11 protein-coding genes, 1 other RNA gene and 3 pseudogenes are annotated in these 12390 nt (G+C 38.5%); 6 read left to right on the top strand and 9 right to left on the bottom strand.

Annotated elements, in window-relative coordinates:
* Positions 1–167 precede the first annotated feature (167 nt).
* From E5355_RS18320 to E5355_RS18310, 3 genes are all read right to left on the bottom strand, one after another.
* A complete protein-coding gene (locus tag E5355_RS18320; protein WP_246866998.1) occupies positions 168–734 on the bottom strand; it encodes a hypothetical protein in 567 nt (188 codons plus the stop codon).
* Positions 735–892: 158 nt separating this feature from the next.
* Positions 893–1285 carry a hypothetical protein gene (locus E5355_RS18315; RefSeq protein WP_136011470.1) on the bottom strand — a complete coding sequence of 131 codons (393 nt, stop codon included), beginning with the start codon at positions 1283–1285 and terminating at the stop codon, positions 893–895.
* Between the two features lie 53 nt (positions 1286–1338).
* Positions 1339–2139, bottom strand: coding sequence for a hypothetical protein (locus tag E5355_RS18310; RefSeq protein ID WP_136011469.1), 801 nt, complete (start codon positions 2137–2139; stop codon positions 1339–1341).
* A 959-nt stretch (positions 2140–3098) separates the two neighbouring features.
* On the opposite strand from E5355_RS18310, the gene ssrA reads away from it, so the two are divergent.
* Positions 3099–3497: a transfer-messenger RNA gene (gene ssrA, locus E5355_RS18305) on the top strand.
* A gap of 240 nt (positions 3498–3737) precedes the next feature.
* Here the strand turns inward: ssrA and E5355_RS18300 are convergent.
* The gene (locus E5355_RS18300; RefSeq protein ID WP_136011468.1) at positions 3738–4757 is read right to left on the bottom strand and encodes a hypothetical protein; all 1020 of its coding nucleotides are present in this window, start codon (positions 4755–4757) and stop codon (positions 3738–3740) included.
* A gap of 429 nt (positions 4758–5186) precedes the next feature.
* On the opposite strand from E5355_RS18300, the gene E5355_RS18290 reads away from it, so the two are divergent.
* Positions 5187–5744 carry a DUF4840 domain-containing protein gene (locus tag E5355_RS18290; protein WP_136011467.1) on the top strand — a complete coding sequence of 186 codons (558 nt, stop codon included), beginning with the start codon at positions 5187–5189 and terminating at the stop codon, positions 5742–5744.
* A gap of 17 nt (positions 5745–5761) precedes the next feature.
* Positions 5762–6643, top strand: coding sequence for a DUF4377 domain-containing protein (locus E5355_RS18285; protein ID WP_136011466.1), 882 nt, complete (start codon positions 5762–5764; stop codon positions 6641–6643).
* On the opposite strand, the pseudogene E5355_RS20275 reads toward E5355_RS18285, so the two are convergent.
* The 5 genes and pseudogenes from E5355_RS20275 to E5355_RS19590 form a co-directional block, all read right to left on the bottom strand.
* Positions 6638–6943, bottom strand: a pseudogene (locus E5355_RS20275) (mobilization protein); the annotation flags it as partial. The gene E5355_RS18285 and the pseudogene E5355_RS20275 overlap by 6 nt on opposite strands.
* Positions 6931–7773, bottom strand: a pseudogene (locus E5355_RS18280) (phage integrase SAM-like domain-containing protein); the annotation flags it as partial. The pseudogenes E5355_RS18280 and E5355_RS20275, both read right to left, overlap by 13 nt.
* 429 nt (positions 7774–8202) lie before the next feature.
* Complete coding sequence (locus E5355_RS18275; protein ID WP_136011464.1) at positions 8203–9081, bottom strand: Rpn family recombination-promoting nuclease/putative transposase; 879 nt, start codon at positions 9079–9081, stop codon at positions 8203–8205.
* 89 nt (positions 9082–9170) lie between these two features.
* Complete coding sequence (locus E5355_RS18270; protein ID WP_246866997.1) at positions 9171–9677, bottom strand: DUF6169 family protein; 507 nt, start codon at positions 9675–9677, stop codon at positions 9171–9173.
* The gene (locus E5355_RS19590; protein WP_168354386.1) at positions 9674–9829 is read right to left on the bottom strand and encodes a hypothetical protein; all 156 of its coding nucleotides are present in this window, start codon (positions 9827–9829) and stop codon (positions 9674–9676) included. Before E5355_RS19590 ends, E5355_RS18270 begins: the two co-directional genes overlap by 4 nt.
* Positions 9830–10290: 461 nt before the next feature.
* Here E5355_RS19590 and E5355_RS19585 point away from each other — a divergent pair, with 461 nt between their 5' ends.
* The 3 genes and pseudogenes from E5355_RS19585 (at position 10291) to E5355_RS18260 (ending at position 12226) form a co-directional block, all read left to right on the top strand.
* Positions 10291–10455, top strand: coding sequence for a hypothetical protein (locus E5355_RS19585; protein ID WP_168354385.1), 165 nt, complete (start codon positions 10291–10293; stop codon positions 10453–10455).
* 186 nt (positions 10456–10641) lie between these two features.
* A pseudogene (locus tag E5355_RS18265) lies at positions 10642–11679 on the top strand (DUF3871 family protein).
* A gap of 265 nt (positions 11680–11944) precedes the next feature.
* A complete protein-coding gene (locus E5355_RS18260) occupies positions 11945–12226 on the top strand; it encodes a hypothetical protein (protein ID WP_136011463.1) in 282 nt (93 codons plus the stop codon).
* Positions 12227–12390: the final 164 nt, after the last annotated feature.

Here is a 12390-nt window from a genome sequence, read left to right as displayed (position 1 = left end):
CTACAAATTTTGAGCTTTTCTCTACTGGATAAAACACCTGTAAGAGAGATACTTACCAATTGTGATTACAAAAATATCAAAAAACTAAATTATAAACAACTGAAAATCAGCCGGGACTAAGTGCCCAGCAGTGATAATATATCTTTCATTATTCAGGATTTATATCTTTAGAACAGTAAAGACTTTATCTGTTCTAATTTGTGGGGATATTCGGCATAATAGGCTCCTTGCTCGGTTGCCATCTTATTGGGACTTGGTTCTATCCCTACACGGTTCAAGTCCAGCCTGTCCGCATCAAAACAGGTATCGATGGTCGGCTCTCCCGTCTTGTGTTCGGTTGTATGCAGTTCACATGCTTTTTCTAATAATGAGAATTCATTGTCGGATAATTCTTTCAGTAACGTCCTTCTAATGGAGTGAAGCATCTTTGCAGCCCTGATTCCATGTTCAAAATCCCATCCGTCATCCAATCGGCATTTGTCGTGCAGATAGGCGAATAGGCGAACGACTGTTATATTAATATCTTTACGGATACAGAACGTTCCATTTAGTTTTTCCAAACTCAATATGATTCCGTTACGCTCTACCCTTTGCCAATGCGACAGCCCATGAATCTCTCCGAGTTTCCAGTCTGATGAAGCAAACCGTTTTACAATATTTATATTCAGGTCGGGCAGTTCCACAGCGGGAGTGAGTGCCGTTGTCGGGGCTTTTCTTTGGAAGAATTTCATCATGCTTGGATTGAAATATGATTGTTATCTGCCGTAAAATTAGCAATAATTCTGTTATCAAAGGGTGTGATTGTATAATCGGTTATCGTTTTTATTGTACGGCTAAAATAAAGCCGTAACAGAGTATCACTCCATTACGACTTTTCACGATTTCTTCTACTCTACTGTTTTACTAAAGTCATAGTAAATTCATAATCATCATCCCATTTTCCATCATAATCATGCCAAGTATATTTATAAGTAGCTTGATTTTTAGAAATAGCTATCGTACCTTCAATATAATCATCCTGATTCAGTATGATTTTTAGGTTGCTACCGTTCAGAGTATAAGAACAATTAGATGAAGATTCTTCTCCGTGATACCAAATTAAGCCGCCATTACTTTTGAAAGTGAAAGAGCCTGAACGCATATCTTCATCAAAGCTTGAAGTATATTTCCAAGTACCCTCAATTGTAGCGTTTGTTTCTTCATCATCATCATCACTACAAGCTACGAAGTTCACACACATAATTACGGCTATCAAAGCCATTCCGATAAATCTTAATGTTTTCATTTTATTACTGAGTTTACTAATCTAAATGCTATTTCTATTCATTTATGGATTCTTTAATCTAACATCCAATCCCCTCCTTGTTCCAACATAGAATTCATTTCTGATTCCATTTCACGACGAAAGTCCTCTTCCCATTCTTGAGCTCTCATATTTTCATATTCTTCTTGTCTTCTTTCTTCCTCTGCTTCTATCATTTTATCATAATCTTCACATTTCTCCTTGCTGAGAAAGAATTGCATAAAAGTCATACCTCCTTTTATTTCAGCTGAAAGTTCCTTAAATTTATGGTGCATATATGCAAGAACCGCATCGTATCTTCGACCAGTTTTCTTATCCGTAGATACTGCATTACACCATCTTCTATTTAGAAAAACATTACCATTTTTTCTTAAAAACTCGTCAAAACGATAAAAGCAGATACGTTGTCTATATCTATCGTCCTTACCATATTTCCTTAAGATATTCAAAGCATAGTTTGGGAAATCATTTATGTTGAAATAATTTTTTCTCTCTGAATCTAAAACCAGTACGTTTTTCTCCTCGCAGTTATGGATATTCCATATAGGATTGTTGTATTTGCTGTTTATGAAAGTATCAACAACAAAAGTATCTACACAATCCTCATAATGAAAGACAGATTGCTTTATCTTATCAAGAAATCTATAAACTGCATATTTGTATGATATATTTCTTGCTACATTTAAAATAGAATCTAACCCGCAAGAATCAATGAGTAAATTCGCTTTAACAGAAGAAGGTGAAAGGCTATATATTTCACCTATTTTCAAAATATCTACAAAAATCGAAAAATGCTCAGCATTCAATGACTCAGAATCAATAAAGTACACATTCATAGCTACTCAAATAAGCCGACCACCCGAAGTAAGCGGTTTCACCTTAGATATAGGCATAAAAAAGGTGTGGGAACTATTATTTGCTTTATCCTACATTCAGGTCTTCGCATTACCTTTGGAATGGATAAAACAACAGCCCACACCAATTTGATAATATTCAGACCTTTTCAGGTAGGTATATATCAAATGATGTGGTGCTATTGCTATCATCTTCGTGCCAGTATCAAAGTTGCGAAGTTTGAATGTAGAAGATAATTTCAATAACACCTTTTCGTTAATATGTCTGCCCTCCAAACTTGGAGAACGCTGCAAAGTTATAGAAAAGGTGTTGGAACTCAAAAGAAAATACCTCGAATTTCACGAGAATAGGTTGTAGAGCATATTTCAATGAGTATATGAAAAACTAAAGATACCTCTTAATATCTATACGAATAGCGAACCTACAGAAACCGAATGGGGCGATTTTTGAACGGTTTTTAGCATTGGCTATAAGATGGTTACAGAGAAACAGAACTGCCTAAATCGGGCGAGAGTCAAGGGGTGGGAGAGGTTTCTTATGGCTGATTTGGAGTGAGGATGTTACGAAATCCATAGAGGCAATTAGAGGCGGTTCCCGAGCTGTTTATTGGGGCGATGAAACTTTCTCAAGGCTGCTGTTTTTTTGCTACAAGGGCAAAGAAATATAGCTTGGTGATTGGGTATGCTTTATTAATAATATGCAAATCTGTGCTGTTGCCGGATGTGGTATATCTGAGGGTATGATATATATTCATATCTCAGATAAACTGTATCAGCTAATATTTGCAAATATATTATTGTTGGTAACAAAAGAATATGTATCTTTGCATCAAAGAAAGCAGCGATAAGGTGTTTATTAATGTACCTTTTGTTACTGGTTTGTTACCAAAGACTTCTAACAATGCTGTAATCTTTTAAATTTCAGACCGTTATAAAGTCATGGGGTTGACTGGATTTGACAGCGGGCAGAAATGGTAGGTAAGCATGCAGTGCGTCGTTGATTTGCACTTTAATCTCAGTCCTCAAAATTTTATCTGGCGAAACTCGTTACGCTCTCGCTGCTTAATCGAAGTATAGTAGATTGAAGCTTAATCCCGGCACCAGGTGCTGGGACGTGACATCACTCGGAAGCTGTTGCTCCGAAGCATTCCGATAAAGTGGTGCAGTCAAATCGGGGATAGTTCGTGCCAGCCTCGTGGCGCGGATGAAACTTTAGAGGATAAGGCAACGGTTGATGGCTTTGGTTCTGCCGCTGCACGAAAATTTAGGCAAAGATAAGCATGTAGAAAGCTTATGATTTCCTCGTTTGGACGAGGGTTCGATTCCCTCCAGCTCCACAGTTAACGCTGATAACCAGCGTATTATACAAGAAACATCCAATTTTACATCCATAAATGTAAGATTGGGTATTGCTTTTTTCTTGTGGGTCTAAGGTCAAATTGAGAAAGACAAAAGGGAAAAAGAAGGGAAGAAATTTTATTTTCCCTTTCGTTCTTTTCCCTTAAAGCCTAACCAACATCGGCTCACAACTACTTCGGTTTAGTGCCGTATATATAAGGTACGGAGCTAAAGCGGAGCGACTATTTGCCGAAGATTTCCCGAAGTGCGTCAGCAAAGGTTTTGTTGCTTTCGCTTGGCATGTCGCTTATCGGCTGACGGTATTTCGAGCGGTAGAAGCTCATTTTGATGTCGAGGTTCGCAAGTATGCCATTAAGCCACTGTTCACGCTGAGGCGATTCGAGGGTATCAGCAAGACAACTGATAAGGTAGCACACCCGGACTTTCTCTCCATTGTTGATTTGGATTGGGTGTAAATTTGAGTGTAAATTGATGGCGTGGAAAAAATCAATGCTGTCCGTCTCAGCGAACTGCTCCCCATTGCAAACTTCATGTATATTAGCGATGAGACTTAAAGGGAAATAAGAAATCGCTTCCGGCTCTTCTTTCTTTGCGTCCTGCTCCTTTTGAGAATCCGAGTCAACATAATTTTCAACAACGGCAAGAAGCTGATTACATTTGAGGCTGATTCGTTCAAAAATATCGTTGCCGATATTTGACGTCATATTAATGATTGTCTTTCGTTCCTCGTTGATGGCATCCAATCTAACCTTTTCCTTGTCATATTCAGCTTTGAGCCTGTAATATCTTCGTTCAAGTACCGATATTTCACTTGGAGACATACCATTAAACGGTGTCATCTCATAGGAGTTGGAAGTCTCTATCAGATCTTTGTCTATTTTACGGAGTTTATATAGCTGTTCTTCTAATCTACATTCCACGCTTTGAAGGTCGTAGTCCCATAGCTGGGATAGCTTCATATCGTCAAGCAAGATATGATATGTTTTATAAGTGCCGATAACATTCTTCAAGCCAAATGATAGGCTATTGAGCATCAATGAGAATTTTTCGTGAGGTAAGTTCAGTATCGCAGAAATAGTCTCGTGCTCTATCGTTGTGCCATTAGGTATGGTGTCTCTAAACTCCACAAGAATATTCACATCTTCTTTGGATATACCTCTTCCTGCCACAATATTTGAGAATATCCGGCTAACACTCCCAACCTTGGGGATAATATGAGTCAGTGTTTCAAACTCGTTCATTTCATCTACGTTCTATATAAGTGTATAACGCTTCCAATCTCATAATGGTGCATTAATGCCCCCAAGAAAAGTCCATTATGGCACAAATCCTTCGGTGAAACTCAAAAACACCTTCAAAGACAAATAAAATCACTCAAAGATAAGGGATTATCAAAGATAAATTAGTAATTTTGCAATTGAATATGGGGCAACCCGTATCCAAGACATAGATAATCAGAAGCGTTATGCTTATCTTGTAAGTGAAAACGTAGGAAATTTTCGACTGAGCAAGGATAGCATAGTGGTTCTCACGTATATTGCGTGGGCTGCTATTGTTACATCTGCTCAAATGGTTTCCTACGACCTTCACTTAAGACGTGGCATAGTTGGCTCACGTTTCTGCATATAAATTAATCTCTCCATTGAGCCATACGAGAAAAAAATGAAAGAATGAAGCAAATAACCACAATCATTCTGTTCATTGCCCTGGTGTTCATTTCAAGTTGCAATAAGGATGAGCCAAGGTTTTCATCTTCTGAAATTCAAAAAGCACTTTTTGAATTGAAAGGCACTTATCATGGAGAAATGAGGGCCTCTTATTATCATGGGGAAACAATATCAGAAGGTAATGCGTGCAAGGCGGTCTCAAAGGATTCCTTGACAGTAAACATGGACTTGTCTCTAATGGCACTCTCTATTACAGATGAAAAAATTGCATCCCGACTTTGTGACATCGGCACGGTTCAAGTCAAAGCTGCTTACGAATTTTATCAAATGGATGAGCAAATGTATCATTTTGTATTGCTTCCTAAGAATGTGATTTGCCTTGGAGGATTAGGTGCTCCTGAAACTGTCAAAATCGTTTTTGATCAAAGTTTTGGCGGCAGTGCCGATTACTTTCATCATAGCATAATGTTTAATCTGTCTCCTAAAGAGCTATGGTTAGGAAATAAAAAATATGAGCCATTCCAACAGCTCGTATATCATTTTGAAGGAAGTTATGAATAACAAATACAATACTCTATATGAAATCGCATTTTCTTAAGCTTCAATTCATCTTACTTGTCTCTCTTTTAATGTGTGCTTGCACTGACGATAACGAAGAAGGGAAAAAAGTAACTGATTATAGCGAATACACGCTCACGGTAGCATCTGTGAAACTACCCGGTGTTTTGACATCGAGTGGCAATAATATATTTGCTAACGTATATGCTGTTAAAAAAGATAACTCCAACGAGTGGGAAGCTCATGGCGATATTGCCAAGTTTGAATACGAAGAAGGATATGAATACCTAATACGTATCAGTAAAACGAGTTATCTGGATTATAGCATGGGAGACCCGGCATGGACTGAATACGAGCTATTGGAAGTTATATCGAAAGAACACAAGGACTCTGAGAATTTGCCTCCTCATTTCATCCCGAATTGGTATTTTGAAAAACATTGTTCGTATATTAATCCGGAATTTGCCTATGCCATTGACGCTGATAAAAAGGAGGACATTGAGAACGACCTTAAAACCGATGGTACATATAAATTTGGGGGATTGCGTTATTATATTACTATTTCCAATGTGAACAAATGGTTCTTGTTGGATGACGATATGCACACCGTTGGGCATGGCATTCTGATTAGGAAAAGTAAGGAATCAATGGAATTCCCTGAAACATATAAACTACTTCCGCCTGAAAGCAAGATTGCCGGATATGGAGAGTTCGTTTTTGTAAACGATGATACGGAAGACCCAATAATGCAATATGATGTGTTTATATCTGCTAACTCCCGAATGTATCAAACTATGGGTGTATGGTTATACAAAGATCTCACTGCATATTACCAAAGCAAATATCCGGAAGCCAACGTTAAGGCTGTTGCGATTCGCTACACTACGAAAATTGGTTCATAACGCATACCCTCGCCCTCTCTCAATCTTCCAATCATACCGACCTTCTGCAACATCGCCAACCTCATTGAGTGTATGGCGATGTTTTATTTCGTCAAATGGTTGCAAATGCTCCGCATAGTCACAGAGCCATGCACCTATTGCTTTCTGCTGCTCGGTGGTTTCTCCATAGGTCTGCATCACGTTCTTGATGTCGGCGGCTTCGGAGGGGGAAAAGAGTGACTTGTGCCTGTACGTTGCGAAATGAATAATTGCGTCAATGGCCCGCCTGAACACCTCGCTTGCCTTGTAGAGAATATCCGCGCACTAAAACAAAGGAAAAGAAAAATATCCCTCACACGCTCAAGATACTGTTTGGATTGAGGTATTGACAATGTGCGTATCCTTGTCAATTCATCGGTCGTCAGGAATATTACTTTCTTCTGCGTGTTCTTCATCTTTGGTTTGAAAGAGTCGAAAGCGAGATTGGAGTGATAGCCTTTTTTGACCGCCCACCGCAGATACCATTTCAGGAATGATATTTGCTTCCCGACAGTGAGGTTTCTCAAATCCGCAACCTCTCGCAAAAAGTCAACATAGTCATTTAGCCCATTTTCCGAGAAAAATTCAAAAGACAGTTCAACGTTATTGTTGGTTTGAAAATCGGTCAAATGATTTTTGACAGTCTTGAATTTTTGATGAGTGGCGTGTGTCCAGTTGTTCAATCGACCGTTTTCTTTGACAAATTCATCATATAGCTCCCAAAACGAGAGTTTGGCTTCAACGGTTTCAGTTGGTTTTTCCTCAGAGGTGTGAGCTTTTGTCCTCTCGCTGAAAGCTGATTTTATTTGCCCCGGAGTCGGCATGGTTTCAGCGACCTCAAACTCTTTGAATATATTTTGTACTATGTTGTAGAGATTGAGCAAATCCGCATTAATCTCTGCCGAGCTTTGTTTCAGCTTGTTCGTACATCCATTCTTTACACGCTGCTTGTCAGCATCCCATTTGGCGACATCAATACGGTAGCTAGTAGAAAAGTCTATGCGTTTGCCACCGAAGATGACACGCATACGGATTGGGACATTCTCAACGATTGTCACACCGTCTTTCTTTCTACATTCGGGAGAGAAAATGATATTTCGTTTGATATTCATGTTTGGGTGTGCTTGATTTTTACACCCAAAATTACACCCAATTTTTGATATATGCAAATACCATCCTTGAAATCGCATTTTAATTACCTATTGTATTAACCTATTAATCAATAGCAATTTGATAAATAATGAACATCTGTGATTATAATAGGTTAAAGAGCCTTCAGCTCCACAGTTAAATTTGAATACCGCTGATTTTCAGCGGTATTTGATTTTGTAAAATCAAATACTCCCCCTTTTACTCCCCCTGTTTTTATATTCATTTAACTAGTTCCTGTTAAATACCATAAAAAATGAACTTATTTCTTGATTAGATTGGGACTTGATGCTTTTATTATTATGTGTAGATTACTTGTTTCATAAACAAAAAGAGGAACCATACGTAATCTATTGTATAGTTCCTCCTAAATACGATGTAAAAAGTTTATATTATAGTTTTTCAATCTCTTCTTTAGACAATCCAGTAGCTCCAATAATTAATTCCATTGCGGTTCCTGATGACTTTAGATAACGGGCGACTTTGATAGCCTTCTTTCTTTCTCCTTCTTCAATCCCTTCCGCTCTTCCTTCTTCACGTTCAGTATTGATATTATCACGAAGGATTACAATATTATCCAGATGACGGTAATAGGCAGCAAGCTCATTCTTAGTCATGCTATCCAGTTTCAACCTTTCACGAGCCTCCTCAAGACCGGGAGCTGTAGCAGTGGAAGGAATTTCTCCTGTGTTAAGATAGTAGATCCATTCTTCCAGGGGACTTTTCGCTACCTGATTGAAACCGTTCACCTTTAGGATATAGTATTCGGGATATAACTGGCTTACCGTATCCACCTTGAATGCCTGCTTCTGGAATGGAGTGAGTTCTAGAAGATCATTGGTGTGGATACCTCTGAATTCCGTCTTTCCATGATAAACAAAATCAGTTCCATGTCCCAGAGAGAAATAGACAATATTAACGCTATAGACTTTACAGACCTTGTCATAGCTTTCTCCCCTATTGATATACTCGGTCACCAGCTTGGAAGTACCGAACAACATACGCTGGAAGTAGGCGTATTCATTATTGTTCTGCACCTCTATCAACACCAGTTCACCCTTGGAGTTCTCGGCAAGCATATCGACACGGTTATACTTGTCATACTCATCCTCCTGATTGCTCTCGCTCTCAAAGAGTCTCTGGATAATAATTTTCTCACCCAATAATGTAGTGAGCAGACCTTCAAGGATACTGAAGTTCGCCTTGTTCCTGAGCAGACGTTTCATAGCCCAGTCAAAACGGATTATCTGATTCTTATTGTTGCTATTCATAATTGTCTAATATATTGGTTACTACAAAGGTAAACAAAAAGATTCAGAGTACCAAAAAGCAGACCCATTCTCTTCCATTCCCTATCCTGTCATTCAGGTTTTTGACTGAGCAGTTGGATGGATTCTGTAAATTCAGCTATAATCTCCGTCAAATCAGGATTGTCATTACGGAGAATTATCGTTGCAAAGTTTACGACACCTTCTTCATCAACAATCGAAGATGAAATCATTGTAAACAGAGCCTTCCGATTATAAGTGGAAAACCAATACTCAAACAACCGGTTACGCATACTTTGCCTGCTGTCACCAGTCTCGCAGATATAGAGCAATGTTGAGTTGTTATTTCTGAAAAATTCATCAACGATGGCAATAATGGTATCGCGTCCTTTACGGTCACGGGGAGACTTATGGTTATTGATATTGGCTATAATCAATTGATATGAGTTCCGTGACAGTAAAATATCATCTTCCATAAAACCTACGGGATAATGTACTTCTTCATCCGTAAAGAACTGATAAAATCCATCTTCTCCAGCAGTTTCTACCGGATATGAAGAATTTTCGTTAATGTGTTTCAGTGAAAGAAGCTGTTTCATAATGCAAAAAAAGTATCTGCTTCCTTACCGGTACGTTTTTTATAGGTCTCCTTCATTGATTTTTCCAATTTAGCGAGACAAACACGTTTTTTTTCTCTTGCTGCCTGAAATTTGGCTAAAGTCTCTTCTTTCGTTGCTTTTGTTTTTACCATAACATCTGTCCTTCCCTTCTGCAAAGATAATACTTTTTATTGAGAATCAGAGGCTTTTACAGAGTCTTATCTAATCTATACTTTCTCCATTTTCAATCCCCTCAAATCCTTATATATGATAAAAAGCTTGGAGCATTATTCAGCACTGCAATGAAGAGTGCGTTAGCTTCAAGCATTAATGAAAATAAATAATTACCGGGTTAACTCTAATTTCAGATAATGGTTAGAAATTTAATTCGATGGCTAGGAAATCGGGAGTAGTTGTAGCAGCTTTAGTCTCTATATACAAAACCGAACGGAATAGCGGAAAGTCAAGTCAGAGCGAGGAACTGTGACGACGGCTTTTCATTTTTTTCTTCTCCCCCTTCCTTGATTTCCCTTCAAAGCCTTATATATGAGAAAAGTATATAAGAGAAATAGAGAATAGAAACATAATTACTAACAATTTAAAACTAAGAGACATGGGAAATTTAATTGAAGGATTGAAGGTCGCAGCTTATGTGGCCGAAATTATCGTGGCAGGTTCCGTAGTAATTGAGCTTGCAGAAAAGTATGGTGGCAAATTCGGAAAAAAGAAGATTGCCACGGGTGAGGTCAAGGCCGTTGATGCTGCGACTGAAAACTGATAGAACGTCTGTGAATGGATTATGACAAGAAAGCGGACGTGATAATAACAATATTGGAGGTAGCAACTTCAATACTCAAAGGAATAAAGAAGCTAAGAGATATATTCATAAAAGCAAAGAAATGACACCTCTTGGCTTTTTGTTTTTTCACCGCATTTTATTAACCGACTAAAAAATAGCAAGAGTATGGAAACAATGACTAATGAACTTACTGTCATTCCAAGAACAATCGGAATGGTAACAAGAATGATGGATGCAGTTAATATCGAAGATGCTGTAATCGTATCGGAAGAAGAACAGAAAGAACATCCTAATTTTATTGAGAGTAACACTTCGGGCATTACACTTGAAGAACTTGAAAGGAATTGTATTGTATCCCAGCTTCGGAGACAACCGGCCAACAATCAGCCACCAGAAATTTATCCACCAGGTAGAAGATGCCGCAAGAATGTATTTTACTGGTGAGAACTTTGGAAACACAGAAATCAGAGTATCACATAAGATTTTAGGTAGGGTTCCGGGAGCATTGACCAAAAAGAAAGAGGAGCTTAAACCGGAAGATGAAACGATTTATTATCAGAGAATGGCTTTCTGTTTTCACATCAAGTCTATGAGTAGAATGATGAACGGAGAGGAAGTCCATTTATGTATCGGAGGTGTAAGAAGCCTGAACGAGGAAAACTTATACGCCCGAAAATCCCCCGAGAAATTCAAGATCTTTATCGGATGGAGAGTAAAGGTTTGCAGTAATATGATGTTGACAAATGATGGCTTGACCGGACGACTGGAAGTGATGAGTGATGCAGATATATACAGTTCAGCACTCAGACTATTCCAGGATTTCAAACCGGATCAAAATTTGAGATTACTTGAAAACCTGGGAAGAACGAAGATTTCACAAGAGCGGTTCTGTCAGATCATCGGGCGTTTGAGATTGTATCAAGCTTTACCCGCTTCACAACTTAGAGAACTGCCGAAGGTAATCTTGGGTGATTCCAATGTCAATGCAGCTACGAAAGGCTACATAGAGAATCCTAATTTCGGGTTACGCGGCAGGGATAATATTTCATGCTGGAATCTGATGCAGCTTCTTAATGACGCCGCCAAACAATCCTACATAGACAAGTTCCTGGAGAGAAATCAGAATTGCACTGATTTTGCAGTTGGTATCCAGAAAGCCTTGAACGGTGAGGATACGAGAACTACGGATGGTTTTTGAGTTAGACAACTCACAAGGGAGAAAGAACTAAAATATGGCAAACCGATTCTTTCTCCCTTTTTTGTTGAACCCTTTGACAGGTATATGATATGGAAGTGAATGATATTATGACATACATAGACAGATTGCTGCAAGGCTGTTCTGATAAAAGATGTGCCGAGATTCTAAAGGAAGTAATGGAGGAATGTCAGTCACGTATAGATGAATGTAAGAAAGGTGCTTATTCTAAATCATTGCAATAGGAATAATATATAAACAATAATGAATATCATGGAAAGATACGAATTGGAAAACAGCAGGGAATTCAAGGCTGCAAAAGAACTTGAACATGCCCTGAACGACTATGGGTGGAATGAGAAAAGGTTCGCCATTGCAGTTACCACATTCCACAGGACCCTGCAACAGACCTTATTCAGAAGTATGGTTGAAGTGATTAAGATTATGGGAAGTGAAGGTTACGGATATGACCTGAGGAACAGGGCTTCCCATGAGATATGTAAGAAGATAGTGGAATCAGGAGTTCTGGAGGACGAGACGATACCATTTATCTGAAATGGTTGAGACATACCGAACTAATATTCCGGGGAGGGATATTTCCGATAAAAAGGAAGTATCCCTCCTTTTTTATTTACCGACAATTTTAAATTCAGAAGATTATGTTATTTAAGTTTCGCAAGTCAGCATGAAAGTTTATAAGAGGGTATAAAAGAAGGCAT

The organism is Bacteroides muris (ex Afrizal et al. 2022) (assembly GCF_004793475.1).
Lineage (GTDB): Bacteria > Bacteroidota > Bacteroidia > Bacteroidales > Bacteroidaceae > Bacteroides > Bacteroides muris.
This window is presented reverse-complemented; position numbering and strand designations above follow the sequence as displayed.

Bases quoted from the DNA above. Each gene is read 5' to 3' on its own strand.
- E5355_RS18310 (WP_136011469.1), bottom strand. From the start codon at position 2,139: ATGAATGTGTACTTTATTGATTCTGAGTCATTGAATGCTGAGCATTTT.
- E5355_RS18260 (WP_136011463.1), top strand. From the start codon at position 11,945: ATGGAAAGATACGAATTGGAAAACAGCAGGGAATTCAAGGCTGCAAAA.
- E5355_RS18320 (WP_246866998.1), bottom strand. From the start codon at position 734: ATGATGAAATTCTTCCAAAGAAAAGCCCCGACAACGGCACTCACTCCC.
- E5355_RS18285 (WP_136011466.1), top strand. From the start codon at position 5,762: ATGAAATCGCATTTTCTTAAGCTTCAATTCATCTTACTTGTCTCTCTT.
- E5355_RS18290 (WP_136011467.1), top strand. From the start codon at position 5,187: ATGAAGCAAATAACCACAATCATTCTGTTCATTGCCCTGGTGTTCATT.
- E5355_RS18315 (WP_136011470.1), bottom strand. From the start codon at position 1,285: ATGAAAACATTAAGATTTATCGGAATGGCTTTGATAGCCGTAATTATG.
- E5355_RS19590 (WP_168354386.1), bottom strand. From the start codon at position 9,829: ATGGTAAAAACAAAAGCAACGAAAGAAGAGACTTTAGCCAAATTTCAG.
- E5355_RS19585 (WP_168354385.1), top strand. From the start codon at position 10,291: ATGGGAAATTTAATTGAAGGATTGAAGGTCGCAGCTTATGTGGCCGAA.
- E5355_RS18270 (WP_246866997.1), bottom strand. From the start codon at position 9,677: ATGAAACAGCTTCTTTCACTGAAACACATTAACGAAAATTCTTCATAT.
- E5355_RS18300 (WP_136011468.1), bottom strand. From the start codon at position 4,757: ATGAACGAGTTTGAAACACTGACTCATATTATCCCCAAGGTTGGGAGT.
- E5355_RS18275 (WP_136011464.1), bottom strand. From the start codon at position 9,081: ATGAATAGCAACAATAAGAATCAGATAATCCGTTTTGACTGGGCTATG.